The organism is Alteromonas sp. M12, from assembly GCF_037478005.1.
Classification (GTDB): domain Bacteria; phylum Pseudomonadota; class Gammaproteobacteria; order Enterobacterales; family Alteromonadaceae; genus Aliiglaciecola; species Aliiglaciecola lipolytica_A.
Window position 1 is genome coordinate 1,920,166 of the sequence record NZ_CP144164.1, and the last position, 25,856, is coordinate 1,946,021.

A 25,856-nucleotide genomic window follows, 5' to 3' on the forward strand; every position below is an offset into this window, starting at 1 on the left:
TTAAATCGCCTATTCGGCAGCTAAAAGTTTATCAGCTACTGTTGCGACGTATCCGGAACGTGTACAATCGGTTTCTTGTATTAAGAACAAGATGTTATGAAAAAAATAGCGACTTTAGGCCCTCCAGGCACATTCTGTGACATGGCCACAGGTATTTATACCGCCAATCAATCTGATATCTATCAAGTGGAGTATTTTCCAACGATTGTGGGTACGCTCGCAGAAATCGGTAATAGCTGTGATATTGGTATTATTCCCATCGAAAACTTTTCGGAAGGCTTTATCGCACTTGTTCTTGATGAACTCATTGCTGCTGACTTACATGTGGTCAGCGAGATTATACTGCCCATCAAGTTTTCTATGATCAGTAATGCTAATGCGTTATCTGACATTCAACAATTGTACGTGCAGTTTGTTGCTCGTGGACAATGTTTTGAGTTTTTAGATGGGCTTAGCAATGCAAAAATTGTCACCACAGATAGTAATATTGAATCGTTAAATCGATTTAAAGACTCAGAAATACCGAGTGCGGCTATTGTTCCATCAACCTCTTACCGCAAAAGTGATTTTCCATTGGTGGTTGAGGAAGTTAACGACTATAAAAATAATCAAACCCGATTTCTAGTCATGTCAAAAACGGTACAACCTACACCAGAAGAAGCCGATAAAACCAGCCTGATCGTCCTTGATGACCATGATCATCCCGGATATTTGGGGGAAGTTTTACTTTCGTTTTCTAAACGAAATATCAATCTAACCTCAATAATTTCTCGTCCCACACGGAAAACATTTGGTAAGTACCATTTTTTTATTGATTTCGACGGTAATATTGATGATCCGATTGTTGCCGAGGCACTATCTGAAATCGGTAAAACCAACAATCTCAAATTGCTTGGTTCTTACAAAAAGGCGAAAAGTCTGAGTTGACGCTTTGTTATAGACCTGGTTTTGAGGGGTTACCAAGCAGTTTAGATTATAGGTATGTTTAGTCATGTTTTATTGCCAAGAGGCTGGTAAATATCTATTACATACACAGCCATTTCACAATAACTGCGGGGCAATTAAATGCGTGTAATTATCATCATCTGATAATTGCAATTCTAAGTCTGATTAACATAGGTAATATATGTCTGAGATAACGTTATTTGCGATGCCAGGAAGTTGCTCGAGAGTGTCTTTGATTTTGTTAGAAGAGGCGAAGGCAAAATACGATATTCATTGGGTGAACTTAATGAAAGCAGAGCACAAATCAGCGGAATTTAAGCAAATCAATCCAAAATCAAAAGTCCCAGCTCTGGCCGTTGAAAGTCAGGTTTTGACTGAAAATCCAATGATTATAAAATATATTAGCGAACGATTCCCTGAAGCTAATCTGTTGCCTAAGGTGGATTCTGGCTTAGCAGAATATCAACAAATATCCGATCTATGTTTTTGTTCATCCACTATACATCCGTTGGTCACTCGATTTTGTATCCCCGCATTTTTTGCAGATGAAAACGGCATGCCGAGCGTGAAAGCAAAAGCGCTTGAGGCGCTAATGGATTCATTGGCTTGGGTAGAGCAAAGATTAGCGGCAGGAAATTGGTGGTATGGAGAACAATGGAGTGCGGTGGATGCCTATATCTTTTGGATTATTTCAAGATTGCAGCGCTGCGAGTTTAGCTTAGCAACTTTACCCAATTTAGCCCATCACACCGAAAAAATGCTTAAACGCGACTCTGTTATAAATGCCTTAAACAAAGAGAAGCTTGCTAATTTTTAAAGAAAACTAGACTGGGATATTTTACTTTTAATCACTACTGGCAAACGTTTAAGAGTTGCTCAAATTCAACATCATTTCGTCTATCTGTTGATATTGTATGAAGATTGATGCATCAAGGTATTCTTGGTTTGGTGGTGAGTCGAAATTATCTGTTGTTTAATTGAGGAAATCGACTAAATACAGAAATTATATGGAGTTAAAACGGGTATATGAAACAACGAAGTATAGTAGGGACTTGGGTATCTGAAATTGGTTTAGGGTGCATGAATTTAAGTCATGCATATGGTACTCCGCCAGCGGAAACTGAAGCTATAGGATTATTAGAAAAAGCCCTAGAGCTAGGAGTTACTCATTTTGATACCGCAGCTCTCTACGGTTTTGGCAATAATGAAAAGCTGGTAGGTAAGGTGCTTAAACCTCATCGTGAACGAATTTTCTTGGCCAGTAAATGTGGTATGCGGGGAATCAATGGCAAGCGAATAATTGATGGTAGCCCTAAAGCAATAAGGGAAACTATTGAGCAGTCTCTTTTAAGTCTGCAAACTGATGTGTTGGATTTATACTATTTGCACCGCTGGGATAAAAGTATTCCCATTGAAGAAAGTGTTGGAGAACTTTCTCGTTTAGTTACCGAAGGTAAAATAAAAGGGATTGGTTTGTCTGAAGTATCAGCCGTCACCCTAAGAAAAGCCCATGCAGAACATCCTATTTCAGCGCTACAAGCCGAATACTCATTGTGGACCCGCAACCCTGAAATAGCCTGTTTAGAAACCTGTTTAGAATTAGGAACGGCCTTTGTGGCATTTTCACCTTTAGCGCGAGGATTTTTAAGTGGTGATATTACCGATTCGAGTGGTTTTTTAGACAATGATATTCGAAAAAACATGCCTCGTTTTCAATCAGAAAACTTATCGAAAAATTTGAATCTACTTGAGCAATTACGGACTATCGCTGAAGAACATGAATGCACTCTATCGCAATTAAGTCTCGCCTGGTTATTGCACCAAGGACCACATGTGTTGCCCATTCCAGGCACTACACAAATAGCTCATTTAAAGGAAAATATGCGAGCCTCTAAAATCGTCCTAACACCAGAAGAGCTAATTAAACTAGAGAAGATTTTTGAACCAAGTAAGATTGCTGGTGGCCGTTATCCGGTTGCGACGCAATTAGAAATTGATACTGAAGAGTTTTAACATTAATTCATGCAGCGCAGATTAATTAGTTTAGTAATCCATCTTCATGGTATTCATTGTGGTGAAATAACATATGGATTTTATTGCTAACGATTTTTTAACGCCCACACTTTGCGTACTACTAATAATAGTCGCGGGTTTTACTTCGTTTGTCACCGCCGGTTTTGGTGCGGGTGGGGGGCTTTTTTTGTTAGTAGTGATGGCGGCTATTATGCCGATGTCTGCCGTCATACCGGTTCATGGTTTAGTGCAACTCGGCTCAAATGCTAATAGAGCAATATTAACCTACCGATATCTTGACCGAAAAATGCTGCTTTATTTTTCGTTAGGTGCAGTTATAGGCGCTTTTTCAGCTTCATTTGTGGTCACCCAATTACCGCTAACATTAATGAAGTTATTGTTAGGGGTATTTGTCATATATTTATTGTGGGCAACCACTCCGACGATCAAAGAGACTTCTACATTAGGAAGAATAATTGCCGGGATTGTAACAACGTTTTTGTCGATGTTTGTTGGCGCAAGTGGTCCGCTAGTCGGCAGTTACATGTACATGAATAATTATGACAAACTGCGTTTTACAGCAACATTTTCAACCTGTATGACATTTCAACACTGTCTTAAAGCGTTGGTGTTTGGAGCGATAGGGTTCGCTTTTTGGGATTGGCTTCCATTAATTATTGCCATGGTCTTGAGTGGAACAATTGGGACTTGGCTTGGTATCAAACTGCTTAAAAGGCTCCCAGCAGAACGCTTCAAGTTCATTTTTAAAATAGTCCTCACGCTTATGTCTGTCCAGCTAATTTGGCAAGCTGGGATGAGTATACTTCAGGACCTTTAGGTTTGTTAAGGTGGGTAAATTACCCTGCTTTATTAATCTACATATGTAAAAAAGCCCCGAAAACGGGGCTTATAGTTGACTTAATTAATGGTTAAAACGAAACCGTGACCTCTTCAGAACATGCCGTGGTTTCATCACAGATCATGTAAACAAAGGTAGTGCCTGAGACTCTACGTTCTCTGTCACGATACACACCGGTATTCTCTACCGTTTCTAATAGCACACCATTTCGATAGACATCTACCATATCTGCGCTAGAACCAGTGTAAGACAGGTCGATACGCAAATTCCCGAAGCGTGACATATAAGATCTATCTACTTCTAACTCGATATCAACACTGGAAACAGCTACAGATTGCACTACCGTATCGGATTGACCTTCTGAGTCAGTAGTCGTCAACGAAACCTCATAACTGCCCGTTGCTGGGAATATGTGGACAGGATTTACATCTACCGATGTGCTGCCATCACCAAAGTCCCAAAGGTAGCTTACGATGTCATTATTTACATCAGTACTTTCATTTGTAAAGGTCGCTTGTAAACCATCGGATTCATAACTGAAGGCTGCAACTGGTGGCGCTATTGCAACTTCTCCGACACCAGTAATGGTTAATTCCCAACTGTTAAGTGTGCCGTTGTCGCCGTTATAAATGTCTAAGACATTCAAGGTCCAGTCACCAGTAGCTACTTCACCATCAAATGCACTAGATTCGAAGCTCTCTACAATGTCATCTTCACTGCCGCCGGTATTGGCAGTCAATACAGTAGATGTTCCTGCAGGCGAGGTGAGTGTTAGGACTAAATCTCCTCTATAGGTGTGGCTGATATTCACAAACGTACTGGTGCCAAACACTGTCAATGGATCTGCAATAGTTATAACAGAATCAATACCAATATCATCTGGATCTTCTTCGTTAGGAAGAGTTGGTATGGAAGTGTTATTACTGTATACGAAATCGTTTAGGCCTTGAGGGAATACAAATAAACCTAAGGTTTTCTCTTTAACAATGTCGCCACTGGTACCAGTTACCGTAAATTCATAATCGCCATAAGGAGTATCGTCTAAGGTGTCAACTGTGAGGGTGAAGGTGTCACCTGGTTCAACAGTGGTAGCCGATAACACACCTAAACCGGAAGTATCAGTAAGAGATAGGCTAACTTCGCCTTCCCAATCAGAAATACTACCGACTTCGAAAGTATATATTGCACTTTCGCCTGCGGTGATTTCTAGATTCACTGGGCTGACACTAAATTTAAAGCCTGGAGTAGGATCTGCATCTAATAGTGCTTGGTGAACATTGAGGCGCTTGCCTGTTACGGTTCGTCCTTGCATGACTGCATTATCGTCACCAGTGGTCATTAACAACTCTTTCATTTCAAGGGCCGTTAAATCAGGATTTAAAGACCACACTAATGCAGCAGCTCCGGCAACATGTGGCGTGGCCATTGATGTGCCTGAATAACTGGAATATCCATTACCTGGTGTAGTGGATAAAATTGCACTGCCTGGCGCGGCCATATCAACGGAAGTTAAACCATAAGAATAGCCAGAATCGCCATCTGTACGGTTAACACTTGCCACTGCTAGAATATTATCGTTATCATAATTCGAAGGGTAGTGTGGGGTGATATCATTGTCTGTACCATCGTTACCCGCCGCGGCCACAAATAAAATGTCGGCATCACCTGCGGCTGTAATTGAATCTTTTAATGCTTGGCTGAAAGGACCGCCGCCCCAACTATTGTTAAGTGCACGTACGTTTACACCTGCATCTTTAAGAGAAACAAAATAATCGATACACTCGATCGCACCTGCGGTTTCACCAAATCCGTCTGCAGCAAGGAATTTACATCCAGCAATTGACACTTCGTGGTTAACACCAACTACACCAACACCATTATTACCGGTTGCACCAATGGTTCCTGATACGTGTGAACCATGTCCTTGATCATCCATAGGATCAGAATCGCCATTAACCGTATCAATACCATATATATCGTCGACATAGCCATTGCCGTCGTTATCGATACCATCATCGGCGATTTCGCCTGGATTCATCCACATATTATCGGTTAGATCTTCATGTAAATAATCAACACCAGTATCAATAACACCGATTACGATACTGCTATCTCCGGTGGTAATATCCCAAGCCTCAGGGGCATCGATATCAGCATCTTCTATGCCGCCGCTTTGTCCGGTATTATTTAATCCCCACAATGAACCAAAGTCGGGATCGTCTGGAATAAGTGCGGCTTTACTTATAATGTAGTTTGGTTCAGCGTATAAAACGGCTGGGTTAGCCCTAAGTGTTTCGAGTGCGGATTTAACTGATTTACCGGCTAGTTTTAATTTCGCTATTCGACCATTCATTAGATGAGAAAAACGGTCGTCAATTTCATCTCTGTTTAAATCTGTTATACGTGCAGCAACTCCGGCTCTTGCCGATTTCTTTTGGCTCGCAGAAACGCCGTCTTTATAGACAACAATTACTGAATCTGATTTATATGCATGGCTATTTGCAGCATGCACATTTGTAGCAGCCAGCGCTGGTAGCAGCGCCAGTGTGATCGCAGAAAGTTTGGCTTTCATAATTAAAGAATCCTAAATAAACACAAACAAACTTAGCTATTGGCTAAGCGACGGTTACAGATTCTCCAAACAACAAAACAATGAGTCTTACATTTACACAACTCAGTCACATTAACGCTATTCAATATGGCTTTTCCATCAAAAACGGTAAAAATACAACTTTTTTGGTAAGAATATTGGGCGATTTTATAATACTAGTACTAAAGGGTTAGTTTCAAAAAGGTAACTGTCACCTGCCAATTTAAAGCTTATGCATTTTACTAGCACTAAAGTGCTAACAGGCTGATTTGGTCAAGTTTGGAATGCATCTAACTATTTGAATTTTAAAGTAAATATAAATACAACTTTAGGGCTATAGCACTGAGTAGTGAGTTGGGTTTAAAGTCAATCGCAGGTTTCAGAGCCGAAATTGTAGTGTTAAAGGAGTAGTAATAGATGATTGGAAGCCCTATCAATAAGAATCACAGACAATGGAGTGTTCACTCCCTCAAAAATTTGGGATCTGTGTTTTTAGGAAGCGCTTTATTCATTTCATCCTTTGCGTGCTTTTCACAACAAGACTCTCTAGACCTAATAGACTCTCCTCTGACTTTAAGTCTTGCTCGTACCGTCAATTCCAACGCATCGCAAAGCATGTTAGTGATTGACCAATACGGCGTACACAACACAACACATATAATTCAGGCTGCCAATTCTTCAAATCTCATAAATGTTACACAGCATGGTAATGGCAACTATGCTGACATCACACAAATAGGCGTTGGAAACTACGTTGATTTAGTGCAAAGCGGTGATGAAAACTTGCTAGAAGTTGTGCAACAAGGTGATTTTAATTTGGCAAATATAAACCAATTAGGTGAGCAAAGTTTCATTGTTCATCAAATTGGTAACGATATGGTTGTAAACATTACCCAATATAAGAAGTAAAGGTGTTTGCAATTACTCATGGAGAATAAAATGAAGTTTAGAAAAACGACAGTAGCCAGTTCTATTATTTTAGCAGTACTAGCTGGGCAAGTTAGCATTGCTAATGCACAAACCGCAATTAAAGATGATAACCCTTCCGTGCAATCTGATTTCATGATTGCGGCCGTCGGTAATGTCATTAATTTAACCCAATCAGCCCCTGTTGGTAATGCAGTGGGTAATGAAGCTTTGTTAATGCAAGAAGGCGACTTTAATGGCCTTGATGTCACCATAGTGGGTGATGCAAACATGGTCGACGCTGAACAATTTGGTGACGGTAATATCATTTACGGTGTAATCACCGGAGATGAAAATGCCGTAGAACTCTATCAAAATGGCATTGAGAATGACGCTGAAATCGTTATCGAAGGAAGTTTCAATGAAGTAGAAATTTCGCAAATGGGCGATGGTGGTCCATTTGGCTTTATTTTCAATCGTTCAATTAATGATATTACAGGTGATGGTAACCTTTTAGTTGTTGACCAAGGCGATGGTGGTAACTGGGCGAATAACTCTATAACAGGTTTTGATAACGAAGTTGAAATTACTCAAACTGAAGATTGGCAAGAATCATATATTAGAACCCTTGTAGGGGACGGAAACGAAGTTGAGGTATATCAAGGCGGTTATTATAACGTTGCCGATATCGCTGAAATCACAGGTAATGACAATGACGTTAGACTAGAATCTGATGGTGATTATAACCGTATCTACGGCTATGTTTATGGTGACGACAATACTATAGATTTTGAACAATCAGGTGATGATAACTATGCTGAATTGGGTATATTTGAAGGTGATGGTTCAAGTGCAGAAGTCACTCAAATGGGTACCCTTAATGAAGCGAATATAGATAATCTTGGAGACAGTAGCGATTACGAGATTACTCAAATTGGTTATGGAAATATTGGTTACACAGGTTCTATAGGCGGATCTAATGACTTTTCGGTCTTCCAAAATGGTGATCTTAACCTTGCCAGCACAGTTAACTTCGACGGTTTCGACAATGAAGTTTCTATTTCGCAGCAAGGTGATGAAAATACGCTGTTAGCCGAAGCTGGTGTTGGCGAAGATGGAGTGAGTGGTTATTACGCAGACGCAAACACAATCAATGCTGAACAAATGGGTAATCAAAATGATGCGGTAATTCGTCTCGGTGGCAGCAATGATAGTCATTTAAATACATTAGATGTTGCCCAATCTGGTGATCTAAACGTGTTGGATTTACTGATTGATGGTTCTGACAATTCTATTGATATATTACAAGAGGGTAATGACAACTGGATCGTTGGTGAGGAAGCATTGGCTATGACAATTACTGGTGACGGTATGAGTCTGTCTATTTCTCAAGTCGGTAATGATAACCTGGTAACTGGCAGTATGAGTGGTACGGGAGGTAGTATTTCCGTCAGTCAAGTAGGTGATTATAATGTTGCCTCAATTACTCAGCTGTAATAGTTAGACTAACAATAGGGGGATAATTCCCCCTACTGTTATGCGCTAAATTACGCTGGTTTTTCTATACAAATACAGTTGATAAATAAAAACGTGGTAACACTACTGTCAAAAAAAATAGTCACCTTAATAAGCCGAACCTTGTTAATTGTTAGTCTAACAATTTTCAAATCTGATTACGTCATGGCCGATGACTTCGCGCTAAGTGGTCTATTACTAGACAATACAATCAGTCGCCAAGGTCATGAGTTTGCTAATGAGTTTGGTAAATATTGGCGTGATATCCCCAATACATTTGGCCAAAATGTTCAAATTAAAGAAATTATTGTTCCACAGGCAGGGACAAAATTAACAGTGCAGTTTGATAACAAAACAATTTATCAAACTTATATGGGGCGCAGACAAACCCCAATCAAGCAACGAGTTGAAGTTGCGGTTGTTTTATTAGTCGATGCTTTATCTCGAGCAGGCACGACTCAAGATAACCCTGACCTTGCTGATGATGAATGGTGAAAATATGAAAAAAAATAAAATACTTAATATTACTTTTCTCGTGGGGGTATTCTCCTCACCAATATTAGCGACCGAATTAGTTTACGAACCGATTAATCCAAGTTTCGGCGGCAGTCCATTAAATGGCAGTTACCTGCTAAGTAAAGCAAATGCACAAAATACCCATACCGCATCAAGTAGTGAACGGACATACGCTGAAAGTTTGCAAGATTCGTTAGAACGCGCATATATCAATAGGATCGTGCGGGAAGTTACCGATTTGGCATTCGGTGAAGTGAGTTATGACGAGAATGGCGATCCCATCGAAAGTATTTTTTCTGAAGACTCCATTTTTATGAGCGGTGAATTTCAAGTTGAATTAATAACCAGCAATCCTGACAGTATTGTTGTAGAAATTACCAATATAATAACTGATGAGATAACAATCGTCGAAATTCCAAGGTTCGGATAATATGAAGTATTATGTTGTATTAATCGCACTATTATTAACTGGTTGTAGCTCCTTCAAAAATATCATTCCGCCTGGCACTGAACAGGCAATAGTAATCGAAGATTCAGCCACCTTGAAAGAGCTTAAAGGCTTACCTAAACCTTTTGGTTCTATACCCGTTTCCGTTTACGCGTTCAGAGACCAAACAGGGCAATATAAACCAAGCACTGGCGCCAGCTCATTTAGTACCGCTGTTACTCAAGGTGCAACCTCTATTTTAATGCAGGCACTAAGTGAAACGGATTGGTTTTTACCGGTGGAGCGGGAAGGCTTGCAGAATATTTTAACCGAAAGGAAAATCGTAAGGGCGGCGATACAAGGGGATAACAACACAAATGAAAGTACCGAATTACCACCATTAACCACGGCTAAAATTATCATTGAGGGAGGAATAATTAGTTATGACTCTAACATTAAGACAGGTGGGTTTGGCGCGGAGTATTTTGGGATTAATGCGTCTGAATTATTTAGAGAGGATCAAATCTCCGTTTACATGAGGGCGATTGATGTTCGCACAGGACAAGTCTTAGTGTCAGTATCAACAAGTAAAAAAGTACTCAGCAAAGAGATTCGAGCTGGTCTATTCCGTTATATCAGTTATAAACGTTTAGCGGAAATTGAAGCAGGTTATACTACCAATGAACCTATGTTTACCTGTGTTCAACAAAGCATTGAAAAGGCAATTTCTGAGTTGGTGTTAAAAGGCATTGATAAAGGGGTTTGGAAAGCGCGAGCCTAGTTATTCATATCTTAAATTTGCGAGCCGCCGCCCGTTAAAGTTAAATGAACAAATGAAACAGCCTAGCAGGCTGTTTCTGTTGTTTGCCTAGACCAAGTAATTAGCTCCACTCTGTTTCTGCAATTAGTTTTTCTAAAAATACTATAAATGTGAGTTTTCACTGTATTGACGCTTATGTGAAGTTGGTCAGCTATTTCTTGGTTTTGAGCACCTTGGCTTATGTATTTGACAATAGTTTGTTCGCGTTTGGTTAATGACTGCTGCCAGAATCCTGTTTGACTTCTATCGACTATTTCATTGGAAAAATTGGCATCATTTAACATTTCGTTAATTAACAATTCTAGCGCATTTCTGCGAAACCATTTCCTGTCTTGTTTAATGGTGTTAATGCCTTTTATGACATTTTCTAATTTGTCGTCAGCGTAAAATATACCGGTGACCCCTTGCTTGATGGCAGCAATTTCGAAGTCCAAATTATTCGTTGAATTAAAGAAAATAATTTTGATTAGGTTTTTATATTTTAGAACCGGAACTTGCTGAATTGAACTTTTGTTAATTGACTTACAATCAACAAATATAACGTCGAAGGACGCAATATAATCAGATTTGGGGCAAAAGCTACCAACCTGCAAGTCAAAACCACATGCATCAACGAGGTCTAAAAAATGGTTTAATTTACAATGCCGTTTTTTGCTAATATCGTCTTTTTGTGGAGAAATTACAAACGCTCTATTTCCTTGCATAACCCAGAGTCCTTTTTGAGAGTTTACTCTCTTTTTATTATGACACTTTACGGTAGTGTAACGATTAGAATACATACAAGGGCTCAGAAGCGCAAGAATTCTCGGTAAAAAATATATACCTGCGTTTGTTTGAATTTCGTACAAAACGGAATTGTTAAAATAAAGTAAATTAAATTAGTTACTTAGCTACTCGTTCGCTTTCTATTCGTTTTCATTAGTAAAAAATTAGACTAATTTAAGGGCTATTTACAAGCCCTTAAATTTGCGCATTTTGTCGAATAAGATTGTGGTAAACGTTGTGTAAACTATCTAATTCTGCACGATTGATAGTGTCATTTTGCATTAATACTTGGATGGTCCTATCTAGCTGATAAAGAGACTGGCGTAAGCTCACGTCAGCTACCATACTTTGTATCCAAGTGATTGCTGCTAGCCTTACACCTTTCGTTACCTGCGTCACTTTATGTAAACTGCTTGAGGGATATAACACCGCATCACCAGCTTGTAATTTCACTGCTTGTTCACCGAACTCGGTTGTAATGATTAATTCGCCACCTTCATATTCTTTGGGGTCACTTAAGAATAACGTCATCGACAAATCACTGCGCATCACTGTTTGACTGTTTGGGATCCGCATAATGGCAGCATCAACATGAAAACCGTATTGTTGTTGCCTCTCATAACGATTAAAACAAGGCGGGAAAATATGTTGGGGAAGGGCAGCAGAAACCAATTCTGGGGTTTCGCCCATGCGCGCTAAGAGGCTATTAACCAATTGGCGCACATTTGCATCTTCGGGATCTGCTTGGGTGTTGTGTTTTACTGAACTTGCCATTCCTTTAGCTGTAGTTCCGCCGTCTTGCCATTGCAATTCATTTAGCACTTGACGGTAAACATTCACCTCACCTTGAGATAGAAGTTGTTCAATCACAACCATTGTTATTTCCTTCTTAATTAAAATTCGTAGGTTAAACCAGCACGAACGCTTCTGCCGTCACCAATATACATGAAAGAACCTGAGCGATATGCTGCTGTCCAGTACTCTTCATCCAGTAGATTACCCACATTTAAACGTAACGTCAGATCTTCAGAAACGTAGTAGTTAGCAAACAAATTAACCACACTGTAGGATGGCACTACTATTGAGTAAGCTCCTATGTCATCATCGTAGCCAGCTGCCGTGTCTGGTTGTCCACCATACATTTCACTTTTGTAGGTGTAATCTCCACCTACTACGAAACTCTCTGTAGGCTGATAACGCAATTGCACGTAATAACTGTTATCCGCAAAGTTACTCAAAGCGCGACCAATATTCTCGTCATTAAATGATTCCAAGACTTCTGAATCCATAAATGCCGCACTAAATTGAACGCTAAGTTGCTCAGTAATCTCACCCGTTAAGCCAAACTCTATCCCTTTTACTCGGTTTTTCCCTGTATTTAACGAACCTAGACTGGAATAAGCATCGCCTACACTTTCCATTACGTCACTTTTGGTTATCTGAAAAATGGCGGCTGTAGCTAGCAATTCATCATCCATAAATTGCCATTTTGTACCCACTTCAATATTTTCAATTCGTTCAGGGTCGGATTGTTGTGCTTGATCTGGTGTGCCGCAAAGGCCACCATATCCGCAGTTGGCACCTAAATCGGATTCACCACCGTTAATATTGGTAGCAGTGCTGTATGTAGAATAAAAATTAATGTCTTCATCCAGTTGATAAACCAAACCGATATGTCCGTTAGTTAGATCATCCGAATAGGCAAATAGTTGTTCTCCGCTGCGGCTGTTTGTATCGTTACTATAGTCAAAGCTATCTTGGCGTAGACCTATAAACAGTTCCCATTGCTTATTAAGTTCAATGTTATCCATTACGTAAAACGCTGTGGTTTGTATGTCGAACACTGCATCTGAGTCACCTTCAACATAGCTACGATTCATTAAGTTACTTACATCGCTGACCACGTTTCCATTTCCGTCCAGCGCGCAATATCCGCTGCTGACGCCATTTCGACCATTCACTAAGCAATTACCTTCGTTACCGTAGGTAATATTATAAACACCGTTGTCCACTGACTCATCTGAATACTCAAATCCGAACACGACTTTGTGATTTACGCCTAATAATTTAGTGTTCCAAAATAGATTAAATTGACTGGCAACATAATCGACTTCTTGATTACCTTGGTGCGTACTTAAGGTAATAGTGTCTGCATTAGGCGCTTCAGGATCTGTTTCGTCTCGTGTGCTGCCGCTAGCGCCAGTCGTTAGGTAGCCATTCTCGGTTTTACCTACACGAGTGGCATTATAAATACGCCATTGGTCATTAATTTCGTAGTTTGTGAATAATGTTAGCGCGTATACTTCACTATCTAAAAAGTCTTCTGATTGAGCGTAAACTGGAATATCGGAAACTGGCTCTCTAGCCACTCTATCAAAATAACTGCCGAGATCAGGTACGTCTTCCGCCTGCATATAATAGGCGTCTGCACTGAAAGACAATTTGTCAGTAGGCAAATAAGTCGTTGAAAGTAATAAACCTTCGCGATTTCTCACGATACCTTCGCGGCCAGGTGCATCTTCATAAGCATCTAAACCGTTAATCCGAAACGCTAAATTCTCAGAAACAGCCATATTAGTATCGATAGTAATTCGATGATATTCATCCGTTCCTATTGCAGCATCTACACGGCCAAAATTATATGAAGGATCTGCTTTTTTAGTAATACTATTAACCGCACCACCTGAAGAACCGCGTCCAGCAAACGTAGCGCTGGGGCCTTTAGTGATTTCAATTTGGTCGGTAGCAAAACTTTCACGGGTAGTCATTCCAGGATCGCGTAATCCGTCAACGAATACATCACTGCGAGCTTCATGTCCACGAATTACATACCTATCCCCAAAGGCATTACCATTTTCGCCTGTACCTAAGGTAACTCCTGCTTGGGTTGACAGTATTTGTTCTAGATCAGTGCGACCGGATTCTAAAATTTGGTCTTTTGTTAATACCGTTATGGTTTGTGGGGTATCGGCGAGATCAATGACTCTTCGTACGTCACCTGACTTTTTCACATTATAAATAGAGTGACGAACACCGTGTACTTTAATTTTTTCTAAAGATTCAGCTTCTTTTGCACATTCAACTTCACTTTTCCCTTCAATTTTACAAGTGTCAGTGTCTTCAGCATAAACGAGAGTTGAACCGAATGTTAACGCGGCCATTAGAGCACTTGATCCCAAGCGTCTTTTGTCTATTGCAGCTAATGGTTTTATCTTCGGTTTAAGTTGGGATGTGTCGCGCATTAATATTCCTTAGTTGTTTTGAGAAAATGATGTGTTTTTTTATTCTAAAACAAATAAACACGCTAATGCAAATGATATCTATTATCGTTTAGATTTGTATGGGTTGGGGAGGAATGATAATCCATCAGCTGAAATTAGTGTTGTAGTAATCACAATAAAGTAGGGCTTTTATCAATCGAACAGAGATGTCAACGGCCAATAGTTTATAATTAATTTAGGCAACAATTCGCTGGTTTATTTTACGGTTGGAATACCTGTATTTCCAAGTGGTTGGTCCTGCTTGATGGTTTCAACATATCGTAGAAGTTATGTTAGGATTCACATACCAAGTGATTAAATCTGCTTTTTTCTTCAATCCCCTGGAGTTTAATGACGATGCACGGGCCTTTCCATCGGAAACTGCGAGACATGATGTCCCGCGAAGAATCGATTGCCGTTATCTAACAACCTTGGTTTCATAACACCATTTAAGTAAAGATGAAGCTGCGTAATTGGCAGTAGATTTAACATACAACCTAGCTACAAAGCTTACACATTATAAGGCTAATTTGATGTCAGGATTAGATCGACAAGTATTACGTTCTTTACCCAAAGAGATTCGTCAACCAGAATATGACCTGGAAACAACTGCGCGCGGTATTGTGCATTTAGGCCCAGGAGCATTTCATCGAGCTCATCAAGCTGTTTACACTGATTTAGCTATGTCTGCGCAAGGCGGAAACTGGAAAATTGATGGGGTATCGTTACGTAGTAAAGATCTACGAGATAAGTTGAAAGATCAAGATAACCTATATTCACTGATGGTGTTGGACGACTCACCTTATGTCCAGATTATAGGGGCCTTTAATCAAATTTTTGTTTTGGGTGAGCAGCGTAAGCAAGTGATGGATGCTATGACCGATCCCAATACGCATATTATTTCGTTAACCGTTACAGAAAAAGGCTATTGCCTGAGCAATAAGGGCGAACTTGATTGGCAGAATACCGATATCAAACATGATTTGGCTAACCCCGAAGCGCCTATTTCAGCGATCGGTTTGTTAGTCGCAGCATTAAAGGTACGTTTTGCCCAACAAAATGCACAACTGACCATTATAAGTTGCGACAATGTATCTGATAATGGTGATAAGCTGGCCAAAGCGGTGATGACTTTTGCTGCAGAGGTTTCAACACCATTAGCTAACTGGATAGCGCAAAATATTTGTTTTCCCAACACTATGGTAGACAGTATTACACCTGCCACAAATGACGAACTAAGAGCAACAACCAAAGGTAAAATCGGCGTTGAGGACGCATGGCCAATACAGCGTGAGTCCTTTAGCCAATGGGTAGTTGAAGATAAGTTCAGTGGACCTCGACCAGTCTGGGACAAGGTGGGTGTGACATTTACTGACGATGTTCACAAGTACGAAAGAGCAAAGCTACGGGTATTAAACGGTACGCATTCGACTCTAGCTTACCTTGGAACTCTGTGCGGACTGGAAACCGTTTATTCGGCGATTTGTATAGCGCCAATAGAACAGTTTATTAGAAAATTACTTTCCCAAGAGATATTACCTTCAATAGGTAACTCTGATGCTATGGATTTAGATCAGTATGCAGACGATATTATCAATCGTTATCATAATAAACATATTCGTCATCTGCTGGCACAGATAGCGTGGGATGGTTCGCAAAAACTACCTTTTCGAATTCTCAATGCAATTCGAGACAACATCAAAGAAGAAAGAAGCATATCATTACTATGTGTTCCTATCGCAGCTTGGTGTTTATTTGTTGGAAAACGTTACAAAGAGCAACAAGAGTTAGTTGATCCAATCGCTGAGACTTTACTTGCATTAGCACAGAAGCACGCTGACTTTCCGCTACAACTAGCCGATGCAATTATGGATTTGACCTCGGTATTTGATGATCTTACAACTAATGAGGAGTTTAGAAGCATAGTCAAACGTCACGTTTTGTCGCTGTCCTCAATTAATCAACATAACTTAAATGTTTGTTTAAGTGACTTGGCATGATGAGATTAGGTTTATGTAGTGAGATAATGGTTATTGAATAATAACCGTGCAAAATTTAAATAGCCTAGGGTTGCAGATATCTAATTTTTATCACCGATTAGAATGATGTTTAAGTAACCCATTATATTCTTTACCTTGCATGTCAAGGCGTACGTCCGTATACTATGCCCATCTTTTGAGACGGGCTCCCTCTGAATTGGATAGTAACGTCTCGATTAGTTGGTTTAACTAGCTAAGAAACTGCAAGAAAAGACACTGATTTTTCTAAGATTACCTTATTGGTGAGTCGATTCTTGCGACCACTTATTCGACGGTCCGCACAACTTCTGTTTAGCGTCTCGCGCTCAGTTTGTTAAGCAGTCCATTAAAGTTGGATAGTGGGTTAGGGTCCAGAAACAAAAAGCCCCGCTTGTACGGGGCTTTTTGTTGTTATTATTGGTTTACTTTATCTGGGCTTTTCGCCCTTTTTTCGTATTTGGAGCTTTATTTTTGTCACAACTTGAACAAAAACTGACGGACATGTTAGTTGCACCAGTGGAAGCCATTGGCTTTGAGCTCGTGGGAATTGAATTTGTTCGTGCAGGAAAACACTCAACATTGCGTGTTTATATCGACCATCCAGATGGTATTACAGTAGATAATTGTGCTGACGTAAGTTTACAAGTTAGCGCAGTGTTAGATGTGGAAGATCCCATCACTACTGAATACAATTTGGAAGTGTCGTCTCCTGGCATGGATAGACCGCTTTTTAAAGAAGCACATTATCAGCAGTGTATTGGAGAGGTTGTGACAGTACGCTTACGTATGCCAATGAACGATAGAAGAAACTTTAAAGGTACATTGTTGAGTGTCGACAATGGAAATTTAACGGTAGAAGTTGATGGTCAAGAATACGTTTTAGCCGTGGCAAATATCGAAAAAGGTAATTTGGTTCCAACATTTTAAGAAAGATTCATATTAGCGCTTTCTTAGGGAAGCAATCAGTGAGGCAACGATGAATAAAGAAATTTTGTTAGTGGCGGAAGCCGTTTCAAATGAAAAGCAGGTTCCCAAAGAGAAGATCTTTGAGGCATTAGAATATGCTATTGCCAGCGCTACTAAAAAGAAAAATGAAGGCGAAATTGAAGTACGAGTTAACATCGACCGTGAAACTGGTGATTTTGATACTTTTCGTCGCTGGTTAGTTATTCCTGATGATCAGGTACAAGAAAACCCGTATGCAGAAATTACGTTCTCTGCAGCCCAAGTAGATGAACCTGAAATTCAATTGGGTGAGTTTATAGAAGACCAAATTGAGTCTATTAAATTTGACCGTATCACTACTCAAACCGCCAAACAGGTAATCGTGCAAAAAGTACGGGAAGCCGAACGTGCACAAATGATCGCTGAATACGAAGACCGTGTGGGTGATTTGGTTACTGGTACAGTGAAAAAAGTCAATCGCGACAATGTAATTGTCGATTTAGGTAATAACGCTGAAGGCGTTATTTATCGTGACGATATGCTACCTCGTGAAACTTTCCGTCCGGGTGACCGAGTACGTGGATTGTTATACGTAATTCGTCCTGAAGCTCGTGGAGCACAGTTGTTTATTAGCCGAACTCACCCAGATATGTTGGTTGAGTTGTTCCGTATAGAAGTACCTGAGATTGCAGAAGAGACTTTAGAAATTAAAGCTGCTGCTCGTGATCCAGGTTCACGGGCTAAAATTGCGGTGAAAACTAACGACAAACGTTTAGACCCTGTTGGTGCTTGCGTAGGAATGCGTGGATCTCGGGTTCAAGCGGTTTCTGGTGAACTTGGTGGTGAACGTGTTGACATCGTATTATGGGATGAAAATCCAGCTCAATTCGTAATCAACGCAATGGCACCTGCTGAAGTGGCTTCAATCGTTGTTGACGAAGATGCGGGCTCCATGGATGTGGCTGTTGAAGCCGACAACCTAGCGCAGGCAATTGGTCGTAGCGGTCAAAACGTACGTTTAGCCAGTCAGTTAACGGGATGGACATTAAATGTCATGACCGTTGAAGACCTGAACTCTAAGCACGAAGAAGAGAACTCAAAAGTATTAGGGGTATTTATTAATAGCCTTGATATTGATGAAGATTTCGCCGCTGTTTTAGTGGATGAAGGCTTCACAACTGTAGAAGAAATTGCGTATGTTCCTGCTAATGAATTACTAGCCATCGAAGGTTTCGATGAAGATATGGTTGAGGAACTTCGTGGTAGAGCGAGAGCTGCACTGACTACCCAAGCATTGGCAAATGAAGAGTCATTAGAAGCTTCTGAGCCAAAAGAAGAATTGCTAAACCTCGAAGGTATGGAGCGCCATGTGGCCTACGTACTAGCAAGTCGAGGAATTACAGACCTTGAAGGTCTAGCCGAACAAGGTACTGATGAAATAAGTGATATAGAAGAACTAGACGAAGAAAAAGCCGGACAGCTAATAATGGCTGCACGTAACATCGTTTGGTTTAGTGAAGAATAAGTAAGATCAACAAGAGGAATACAGCTATATGGCAGAAGTCTCCATCGAAAAACTAGCCACCGACATAGGAACTCAAGTTGATCGCTTAGTTCAGCAGTTTGCAGACGCAGGTTTGACTAAAAAAGTAGGTGATATGATCACTGAAGATGAAAAGCGTCAATTGCTTGATCATTTGAGCAAATCTCACGGTGGCAATGGTTCTGAAGGACCAAAGCGCATGACCTTGCAACGCAAGACTACCAGTACGTTAAGTGTGGGTAAGTCGAAAGCTGTTAAAGTTGAAGTGCGTAAAAAGCGCACATACGTTAAACGTACTGATGTCGAAGAAGCGCGTTTAGCCGAAGAAGAAGCTAAGCGTAAAGCGCAAGAAGCGCAGGAAAAACTTGAAGCAGAGCGTAAAGCAGCTGAAGAAGCGAAAAAAGCCGCTGAAGAAAAAGCAATCAAAGCCGCAGAAGCTAAAGCTAAAGCGGAAGCTGAGAAAGCGGCAAGAATAGAACAAGCGAAAAAGGATGCTGCTGCTCGTCAAAAAGAAGAAGTGCAGTTATCACCGGAAGAAAAAGCAGCGCAAGAAGAAGCAAGACTTGAAGCTGAACGCATTCGTAAACTTCAGGAAGACGAAGCTCAGCGCAAACTTGAAGAAGATGCGAAAAAAGCGGCTGAAGAAGCAAAACGCTTAGCAGAAGAAAATGAGCGTCGTTGGAAAGAAGAAGAAGAGCGTCGTAAAAAGCAGGAAGCTGAAGAAGTGCATTTGCACTCTAACCGTTACGCTCAAGAAGCTGAAGATGAAGAAGATGCACAAGTCGAGCGCGGTTCTCGTCGTCGTAAAAAATCGAAAAAGAATGCTGGTGCCGATCTTAAGCACGGCTTTAATAAACCAGCGCAACCTGTAGAACGTATTGTTCGTATTGGTGAAACTATCAATGTTGGCGAACTTGCCAGCAAGATGGCCGTTAAAGCCACAGAAGTTATCAAAGCGATGATGAAAATGGGTGAGATGGTTACCATTAACCAAGTATTAGACCAAGACACTGCTGTACTAGTAGTTGAAGAAATGGGTCATAAATACGAGTTGGTGAATGACAACGCATTAGAAGATGAATTGTTAGCTGGTAAGGCTTCTGGCGATAAAGAAAACAGAGCGCCAGTGGTGACTATTATGGGTCACGTTGATCACGGTAAAACGTCTTTGTTGGATTATATCCGAAGAGCGAAAGTTGCCGATGGTGAAGCTGGTGGAATTACCCAGCACATTGGTGCCTACAGTGTTGAAACAGATAATGGTCGTATTGCATTTTTAGATACCCCTGGACACGCCGCGTTTACTGCAATGCGTGCTCGTGGAGCAGTCGCAACAGATATCGTTATCTTGGTTGTTGCCGCAGACGATGGCGTAATGCCACAAACAAAAGAAGCGGTTCAGCATGCAAAAGCTGCTGGCGTACCTTTGATTGTTGCGGTTAACAAAATGGATAAAGAAGCAGCCGACCCAGATCGTGTTAAGACTGAATTATCGCAACTTGAAGTTATTTCAGAAGAATGGGGTGGTGAACACCAATTCGTAAACGTATCTGCGAAAACAGGTATGGGCATCGATGAGCTTCTAGAAGCGATTTCGTTGCAAGCTGAACTACTAGATTTACAAGCCGTACCAACAGGCCCAGCAAAGGGTATCGTGATTGAATCTCGCCTTGATAAAGGTCGTGGACCAGTTGCTTCTGTGCTTGTACAAGAAGGTGAGTTAAAAGCGGGTGATATCTTGCTTTGTGGTATTGAATACGGTCGAGTTCGTGCGATGCGCGACGAAAATGGTCATGAAGTAACGGTTGCCGGTCCTTCAACTCCAGTAGAAGTGCTAGGTTTGTCTGGTGTTCCTATTGCAGGTGAAGATGCCTTAGTTGTGCAAGATGAGCGTAAAGCTCGTGAAGTTGCAAGTAAGCGTCACACTAAGCAACGTGATTTGAAATTAGCTAAACAACAAAAAGCTAAACTTGAAAACATGTTTGCCAATATGGAAGCTGGTGATGTTAGCGAACTTAATGTTGTATTAAAAGCTGACGTTCAGGGTTCTGTAGAAGCAATTTCAGAATCGTTAACTAAACTATCTACTGATGAAGTAAAAGTCATTATTGTAGGTAGCGGTGTTGGTGGTATTACTGAAACTGATGCTAGTTTAGCTGCAGCCTCAAGCGCCATTGTGGTTGGCTTTAACGTTCGTGCCGATGCTACTGCAAGACGTATTATTGAAGCTGAAGAAATCGACTTACGCTACTACAGTGTTATTTATGACCTGATAGATGAAGTTAAACAAGCAATGAGCGGTATGCTTGCGCCTGAGTTCAAACAACAAATTATTGGTTTGGCTGAAGTACGTGATGTATTTAAATCACCGAAAATTGGTGCAATCGCCGGTTGTATGGTAACCGAAGGTAACATTAAACGTAGTGCACCTATCCGTGTTCTTCGTGAAAATGTGGTTATTTATGAAGGTGAACTTGAATCACTTCGCCGCTTCAAAGACGACGTACAAGAAGTGCGTAACGGTATGGAATGTGGTATCGGCGTGAAGAACTACAACGATGTTAAGGTCGGTGACCAAATCGAAGTATTCGAAACCGTAGAAGTAAAACGCGAAATTTAACCCTCGCGTTTCAATTTAATTTAAAACGGGGGCTTAAGCCTCCGTTTTTGACTGGAATTTAGGAGTGTCAGTATGGCTAGAGAATTTTCCCGCACTGAACGAGTTGGACAGCAAATCCACAAAGAAGTGGCCAGCATTTTCCAAAACGAATTTAAAAATCGTGACCCACGTTTAGGCATGGTGACTGTGTCTGGCGTTGATGTCTCTCGAGATTTAGCCCATGCAAAAGTCTATGTGACATTTTTTGAGACTGATGAAGAAAAACTGAAGTTATTCAATCAAATAATGGAAGATAACAAAGGCTTTATTCGCACTTTGTTAGCCAAGCGTATGCGTATGCGTGCGGTACCTGCATTAAAGTTTTATCAAGATACTTCAATTACCGAAGGTATTCGTATTTCGACTTTAGTGTCACAAACATTAAATGACGATAAAGAGCGCGCGTTGAAAGCAGGTCGTGACTTAGATAAAGAAGATCAGGAAACGGACGAAAATAATTAATGGCTAGAAAGCGTAAAGGTCGTGGGATTGACGGCATGTTATTGCTCGATAAACCCTTGGGATTATCTTCCAATGATGCTCTTCAGAAGGTTAAACGGTGTTTCAATGCTGCAAAAGCTGGGCATACCGGCGCGTTAGATCCCTTGGCAACAGGCATGTTGCCTATTTGTTTGGGGGAGGCTACTAAGTTTTCTCAGTTTCTACTTGATGCCGATAAAACCTATTCAGTAACGGCAACATTAGGAGTACGTACTACAACTTCTGATGCAGATGGTGAGGTTGTTGAAAGTAAACCCGTAGAGGTTACTAATGGGCAAATTGAAGAGGCCTGTTTGAGCTTTGTTGGTACATCTGATCAAGTACCTTCGATGTTTTCTGCTTTAAAGTATCAAGGTAAACCCCTTTACTCTTATGCAAGACAGGGTATTGAAGTACCCAGAGAAGCACGCAAAATTACTATCTATTCTTTGCAAATCGAAAAGATTGAAGATAATAAAATCGATATGATAGTGCACTGTAGTAAAGGCACTTATATTCGATCTTTGGTGGACGATATTGGGCAACTATTAGGGTGTGGCGCGTTTGTAAGCCGTTTACACCGCTCTAATGTGGCCGATTACCCGGCAGATAAAGTTATTACTTTAGATGAGCTGTTAGCGATGCGTAAGAGCATTGATGATAATGAATTAGATATAATGGATGACAGCAGTTTTGTAGCGTTAGATGCATTGTTATTGGCAATGGATTCGCCGGTTAAGACGTTGCCAGAAGTTGAATTAGAAGCCGAACGAGCAAGTTACTTTTGTAATGGCAATCCAGTTAACGCTAAACAAGCTGTATCTTTTCCACTTGACTCTCAAGTTAGAGTTTATTCAAATGATTTGTTTCTAGGGGTTGGTTTCATTGATGATAATCAACAGATTGCACCTAAACGCTTAGTCGTAAGATAGTTTCCTCTTCGTTAGAATTAAACGTTTATATAAATTAAGACTCAGGAGAGACTGCAAATTTACCGCAGTTTAACCTGAGTTTTTTGTTTTCAGTGGACAATTATTTTTGCTTGATGGGCTGGCTAATCATAACCGCATCGGTAATTCTAAAAGGCGATGGCATTATATTTTCGGCTCTCGGTGTAAATTGCGCCAATTGTTTTGGTAAATCTCGACTGATTTCCACTAATCGTAATGTTGCTGGAAGCGTTTGTGGGCGATAATCGATCGTTATTTCAATCGGTTGCTGATCCGTCACAACGTAATACATCACAAAATTGTCTCGTTTTCTGCTGTTCTTTATTTCGAATGCTTTATGGTTAATTGCTAAACCAAAAATATCTATAGGTTCATCGCTTATTATTTCAATTGAGTTAATCGGACGATTCGGTTCGACTGTCAATACTAAGTGGATTACATCATTTTCATCTACTGAGCTACTTACGGTTACATTCGAGGGAGGAATATCAAGTGCTGTTGTGGCAGTTACATAATGAGTAGAACGACTCGCTCTAAAGGAGATTAAATCATTTAAAAGGCTTGTGTTGGTGTCGTTTTCGGCGAAGAATTGTTGCACAAAACTGTCTAAAAGCAGGTTATAGGAATATAACATGGCGTGTTTTGATTCGGTATCATAAACGTAATTGACACTGCTTGGTTTTTTTCGTTCAACTGAATAGTCTGCGTCCAAATATATACCTACAAAACTAATGAATGCCCCAGCTAAGCAAAACAACTGAACGCTTCGAATACCTTTTACGACAAATAATATTGGCAATAACGTCATCAGTAATAGAGTACTCATAACTGTCGCAATAGCTAAATTCGAAAGCCCTAGACCCACTACAAAAACGGGTATCAAAGGCGATATTATGACTAATCCAGGTAAACTGAAAAGTGTGTAGGTTATTGCTTTTCTATTTGCAGTGGTTCTGTAGCGCAGAATGTTGCCAAAGATTGCAAGAGGAGTAACCGCTAAAATTATAAAAAAACCTGCACCGGTTAGAAAAATGGCTATCAAAATATTGATGCCAATCCACATTGCAATAATCGGTATATACCACTCAACTACCTTTATGCTAGGAAACTTCTTGGTCAATATTTGGTATGTCCAAATATTTAAAGCCATTGTAAGCAAGATTGCGGTAGCTAAAATGTAGTGGCCGCCGTAAGGAAAACCCTGTGGGATGTCATTGAATTGCGGATAAATCCATAACAAACCATGCCAACCGGCTACTCCAATGCAAACGGCAATTAGAAGACTTAAAATGAGTGGAATAGTAGCAATCAATATAGATTTAGCTTTAAGTTGTTTTTTCTTAATTGCAGATATGGTCATCATCAAAAACACCAAAGCTACTAGAATACTCATGGGGAGTACCCACGAAAATGGATAATCATAAAGTGCAATGTTGGCAAAATTAAAGTACACCACATCTTTTTCTGACTTGAGTTTTTCTAAATCCGCGTTGGAAAAGTAAGGCAGTAGAGCTGATAGATAACTAATTTGGTGATTTAAACTAGACGCATCTAATCGGTCGGGGGTATCTTGGGCTGAATGGTAATCGAAGTGATCATCAATAAACGCAAAATTTACGCCGTTGATGTCTGCTCGTTGTCTAAATACAGTGAGATCTGTGTCATTTGGCAGCATTTTATAGATGCTATACATTAAAGAGTTGGCCGTTGGATAAAAAAGCTTTGCAGCAGCTAATTCTTTAACTAATTTTTTATTTCCCTGATTGGTTTCTAGTAACGTAAAGCTTGCGCCACCGGAACCTCGCGCTTCAAAGTTTAGGATTAAGCCAATTTTATCTGCTATTGGGTGTTCAGTTACAAAACCTAGTGCGCCAAGTAAACCTTGTTCTTCTGCATCGGTAAAAATAATATAAATATCATTACTGTGGGGTAATCCACTTTCTAAAAAAGCTCGGATTGACTCAAGAATAGTCGACACACCGCTACCAGCATCACTTGCACCAGGAGAATATCCATTAGCGGAATCGTAATGGGACATTAATGCTAAACCTTTATTTCCCCCAGGCTGGGTTGTGGCCGGAATCTTCGCGATAATGTTTGCCACGTTTGATGCAACGAAATATTTTGACGACAGTGCTAACGTAGTTTGCACTTCGACCTCTAAATCAAGCTCTTCTAACTCATTAACAATATATTCTCGTACGTTGGTGTGCTCAATTGAACCTGTGAAATGGGGATATTCCGCTATTTTTGATAGGTGGGTCCGTATATTGGATGCGGATATATCCACACTGCCCATTTTGTATTGGGCATCATCGGAAGGCTTCTGAGCATTCCATGTAAGAACTACAGTGAATACAATTGCCATAATCACTAGGAAACTTATCAGTCTTGAAGCGTTCTTTTCGTAATTTGGCATGACATTCCTTTGTAGTGTTTGCCGCACAACTTGTACGACTTATGCAGAACTCATAATCCTTAGCTTAATGTAAAACAAAAAAGATACAAATTTCCATGCAACAATTAAAAATACCGGAAGATATTCCTGCAATCCGTATTTATACGTAATTTACCTTGATAAAAATGCCGGCATCGCTATAATACGCGCTCTTTCGACTCCGCTGAATTAGTGATCGGCGAGTCTT

General features: G+C 40.4%; 20 protein-coding genes. 15 read left to right on the forward strand and 5 right to left on the reverse strand.

The features are described from left to right. Nucleotides 1-96: 96 nt before the first annotated feature. The 4 genes from VUI23_RS08270 to VUI23_RS08285 all read left to right on the forward strand — a co-directional run bounded on the left by VUI23_RS08270 (nucleotide 97) and on the right by VUI23_RS08285 (nucleotide 3,796). Nucleotides 97-927: a prephenate dehydratase domain-containing protein gene (locus VUI23_RS08270; protein WP_216047399.1), complete on the forward strand. Its 831-nt coding sequence runs from the start codon at nucleotides 97-99 to the stop codon at nucleotides 925-927. A gap of 199 nt (nucleotides 928-1,126) precedes the next feature. Next, the gene (locus tag VUI23_RS08275) at nucleotides 1,127-1,762 is read left to right on the forward strand and encodes a glutathione S-transferase family protein (RefSeq protein ID WP_303499653.1); all 636 of its coding nucleotides are present in this window, start codon (nucleotides 1,127-1,129) and stop codon (nucleotides 1,760-1,762) included. Between the two features lie 209 nt (nucleotides 1,763-1,971). Then, the gene (locus VUI23_RS08280; protein ID WP_216047401.1) at nucleotides 1,972-2,958 is read left to right on the forward strand and encodes an aldo/keto reductase; all 987 of its coding nucleotides are present in this window, start codon (nucleotides 1,972-1,974) and stop codon (nucleotides 2,956-2,958) included. A 73-nt stretch (nucleotides 2,959-3,031) separates the two neighbouring features. Then, complete coding sequence (locus VUI23_RS08285) at nucleotides 3,032-3,796, forward strand: sulfite exporter TauE/SafE family protein (protein WP_342807756.1); 765 nt, start codon at nucleotides 3,032-3,034, stop codon at nucleotides 3,794-3,796. Nucleotides 3,797-3,887: 91 nt separating this feature from the next. Here the strand turns inward: VUI23_RS08285 and VUI23_RS08290 are convergent, their stop codons facing one another. Next, a complete protein-coding gene (locus tag VUI23_RS08290) occupies nucleotides 3,888-6,389 on the reverse strand; it encodes a S8 family serine peptidase (RefSeq protein WP_216047403.1) in 2,502 nt (833 codons plus the stop codon). A gap of 435 nt (nucleotides 6,390-6,824) precedes the next feature. Here VUI23_RS08290 and VUI23_RS08295 point away from each other — a divergent pair, with 435 nt between their 5' ends. From VUI23_RS08295 to VUI23_RS08315, 5 genes are all read left to right on the forward strand, one after another. Beyond that, nucleotides 6,825-7,316 (forward strand): curlin subunit CsgB, encoded by a 492-nt coding sequence (locus VUI23_RS08295; protein WP_342807758.1) that lies wholly within the window; start codon nucleotides 6,825-6,827, stop codon nucleotides 7,314-7,316. Between the two features lie 30 nt (nucleotides 7,317-7,346). Beyond that, nucleotides 7,347-8,810 (forward strand): curlin, encoded by a 1,464-nt coding sequence (locus VUI23_RS08300; protein WP_342807760.1) that lies wholly within the window; start codon nucleotides 7,347-7,349, stop codon nucleotides 8,808-8,810. Between the two features lie 183 nt (nucleotides 8,811-8,993). Further along, nucleotides 8,994-9,323, forward strand: a complete 330-nt coding sequence (locus VUI23_RS08305) for a curli production assembly/transport protein CsgE (RefSeq protein WP_216047406.1) — start codon at nucleotides 8,994-8,996, stop codon at nucleotides 9,321-9,323. Between the two features lie 4 nt (nucleotides 9,324-9,327). Next, complete coding sequence (locus VUI23_RS08310; protein WP_342807762.1) at nucleotides 9,328-9,774, forward strand: curli assembly protein CsgF; 447 nt, start codon at nucleotides 9,328-9,330, stop codon at nucleotides 9,772-9,774. A 1-nt stretch (nucleotide 9,775) separates the two neighbouring features. Then, nucleotides 9,776-10,552, forward strand: coding sequence for a CsgG/HfaB family protein (locus VUI23_RS08315; protein WP_216047407.1), 777 nt, complete (start codon nucleotides 9,776-9,778; stop codon nucleotides 10,550-10,552). Nucleotides 10,553-10,614: 62 nt separating this feature from the next. On the opposite strand, the gene VUI23_RS08320 is transcribed toward VUI23_RS08315, so the two are convergent. The 3 genes from VUI23_RS08320 to VUI23_RS08330 form a co-directional block, all read right to left on the reverse strand. After that, nucleotides 10,615-11,295 carry a response regulator transcription factor gene (locus VUI23_RS08320; RefSeq protein ID WP_216047408.1) on the reverse strand — a complete coding sequence of 227 codons (681 nt, stop codon included), beginning with the start codon at nucleotides 11,293-11,295 and terminating at the stop codon, nucleotides 10,615-10,617. Nucleotides 11,296-11,551: 256 nt separating this feature from the next. Next, complete coding sequence (locus tag VUI23_RS08325) at nucleotides 11,552-12,232, reverse strand: Fe2+-dependent dioxygenase (RefSeq protein ID WP_216047409.1); 681 nt, start codon at nucleotides 12,230-12,232, stop codon at nucleotides 11,552-11,554. 17 nt (nucleotides 12,233-12,249) lie between these two features. Then, nucleotides 12,250-14,598 carry a TonB-dependent receptor gene (locus tag VUI23_RS08330; RefSeq protein WP_342807764.1) on the reverse strand — a complete coding sequence of 783 codons (2,349 nt, stop codon included), beginning with the start codon at nucleotides 14,596-14,598 and terminating at the stop codon, nucleotides 12,250-12,252. A gap of 551 nt (nucleotides 14,599-15,149) precedes the next feature. Here VUI23_RS08330 and VUI23_RS08335 point away from each other — a divergent pair. From VUI23_RS08335 to truB, 6 genes are all read left to right on the forward strand, one after another. Further along, nucleotides 15,150-16,616: a mannitol dehydrogenase family protein gene (locus VUI23_RS08335; RefSeq protein ID WP_342807766.1), complete on the forward strand. Its 1,467-nt coding sequence runs from the start codon at nucleotides 15,150-15,152 to the stop codon at nucleotides 16,614-16,616. Nucleotides 16,617-17,105: 489 nt separating this feature from the next. Further along, the gene (rimP, locus tag VUI23_RS08340) at nucleotides 17,106-17,561 is read left to right on the forward strand and encodes a ribosome maturation factor RimP (protein WP_216047412.1); all 456 of its coding nucleotides are present in this window, start codon (nucleotides 17,106-17,108) and stop codon (nucleotides 17,559-17,561) included. 49 nt (nucleotides 17,562-17,610) lie between these two features. Continuing rightward, nucleotides 17,611-19,104: a transcription termination factor NusA gene (gene nusA / locus VUI23_RS08345; protein ID WP_216047413.1), complete on the forward strand. Its 1,494-nt coding sequence runs from the start codon at nucleotides 17,611-17,613 to the stop codon at nucleotides 19,102-19,104. Nucleotides 19,105-19,132: 28 nt separating this feature from the next. Next, complete coding sequence (gene infB / locus VUI23_RS08350; protein WP_216047414.1) at nucleotides 19,133-21,742, forward strand: translation initiation factor IF-2; 2,610 nt, start codon at nucleotides 19,133-19,135, stop codon at nucleotides 21,740-21,742. A 72-nt stretch (nucleotides 21,743-21,814) separates the two neighbouring features. Next, on the forward strand, nucleotides 21,815-22,243 hold the full coding sequence (gene rbfA, locus VUI23_RS08355; RefSeq protein ID WP_216047415.1) for a 30S ribosome-binding factor RbfA: 429 nt from the start codon (nucleotides 21,815-21,817) through the stop codon (nucleotides 22,241-22,243). Next, nucleotides 22,243-23,193 carry a tRNA pseudouridine(55) synthase TruB gene (gene truB, locus VUI23_RS08360; RefSeq protein ID WP_342807768.1) on the forward strand — a complete coding sequence of 317 codons (951 nt, stop codon included), beginning with the start codon at nucleotides 22,243-22,245 and terminating at the stop codon, nucleotides 23,191-23,193. The genes rbfA and truB overlap by 1 nt, the downstream gene beginning before the upstream one ends. A 100-nt stretch (nucleotides 23,194-23,293) precedes the next feature. Here the strand turns inward: truB and VUI23_RS08365 are convergent, their stop codons facing one another. After that, complete coding sequence (locus tag VUI23_RS08365; protein WP_342807770.1) at nucleotides 23,294-25,630, reverse strand: M28 family peptidase; 2,337 nt, start codon at nucleotides 25,628-25,630, stop codon at nucleotides 23,294-23,296. Nucleotides 25,631-25,856: the final 226 nt, after the last annotated feature.

Bases quoted from the DNA above. Each gene is read 5' to 3' on its own strand.
- VUI23_RS08270 (WP_216047399.1), top strand. From the start codon at position 97: ATGAAAAAAATAGCGACTTTAGGCCCTCCAGGCACATTCTGTGACATG.
- VUI23_RS08295 (WP_342807758.1), top strand. From the start codon at position 6,825: ATGATTGGAAGCCCTATCAATAAGAATCACAGACAATGGAGTGTTCAC.
- VUI23_RS08320 (WP_216047408.1), bottom strand. From the start codon at position 11,295: ATGCAAGGAAATAGAGCGTTTGTAATTTCTCCACAAAAAGACGATATT.
- VUI23_RS08280 (WP_216047401.1), top strand. From the start codon at position 1,972: ATGAAACAACGAAGTATAGTAGGGACTTGGGTATCTGAAATTGGTTTA.
- VUI23_RS08275 (WP_303499653.1), top strand. From the start codon at position 1,127: ATGTCTGAGATAACGTTATTTGCGATGCCAGGAAGTTGCTCGAGAGTG.
- infB (WP_216047414.1), top strand. From the start codon at position 19,133: ATGGCAGAAGTCTCCATCGAAAAACTAGCCACCGACATAGGAACTCAA.
- VUI23_RS08330 (WP_342807764.1), bottom strand. From the start codon at position 14,598: ATGCGCGACACATCCCAACTTAAACCGAAGATAAAACCATTAGCTGCA.
- VUI23_RS08315 (WP_216047407.1), top strand. From the start codon at position 9,776: ATGAAGTATTATGTTGTATTAATCGCACTATTATTAACTGGTTGTAGC.
- VUI23_RS08305 (WP_216047406.1), top strand. From the start codon at position 8,994: ATGGCCGATGACTTCGCGCTAAGTGGTCTATTACTAGACAATACAATC.
- rbfA (WP_216047415.1), top strand. From the start codon at position 21,815: ATGGCTAGAGAATTTTCCCGCACTGAACGAGTTGGACAGCAAATCCAC.
- VUI23_RS08335 (WP_342807766.1), top strand. From the start codon at position 15,150: ATGTCAGGATTAGATCGACAAGTATTACGTTCTTTACCCAAAGAGATT.
- VUI23_RS08310 (WP_342807762.1), top strand. From the start codon at position 9,328: ATGAAAAAAAATAAAATACTTAATATTACTTTTCTCGTGGGGGTATTC.
- VUI23_RS08365 (WP_342807770.1), bottom strand. From the start codon at position 25,630: ATGCCAAATTACGAAAAGAACGCTTCAAGACTGATAAGTTTCCTAGTG.
- truB (WP_342807768.1), top strand. From the start codon at position 22,243: ATGGCTAGAAAGCGTAAAGGTCGTGGGATTGACGGCATGTTATTGCTC.
- VUI23_RS08325 (WP_216047409.1), bottom strand. From the start codon at position 12,232: ATGGTTGTGATTGAACAACTTCTATCTCAAGGTGAGGTGAATGTTTAC.
- nusA (WP_216047413.1), top strand. From the start codon at position 17,611: ATGAATAAAGAAATTTTGTTAGTGGCGGAAGCCGTTTCAAATGAAAAG.
- VUI23_RS08290 (WP_216047403.1), bottom strand. From the start codon at position 6,389: ATGAAAGCCAAACTTTCTGCGATCACACTGGCGCTGCTACCAGCGCTG.
- VUI23_RS08285 (WP_342807756.1), top strand. From the start codon at position 3,032: ATGGATTTTATTGCTAACGATTTTTTAACGCCCACACTTTGCGTACTA.
- VUI23_RS08300 (WP_342807760.1), top strand. From the start codon at position 7,347: ATGAAGTTTAGAAAAACGACAGTAGCCAGTTCTATTATTTTAGCAGTA.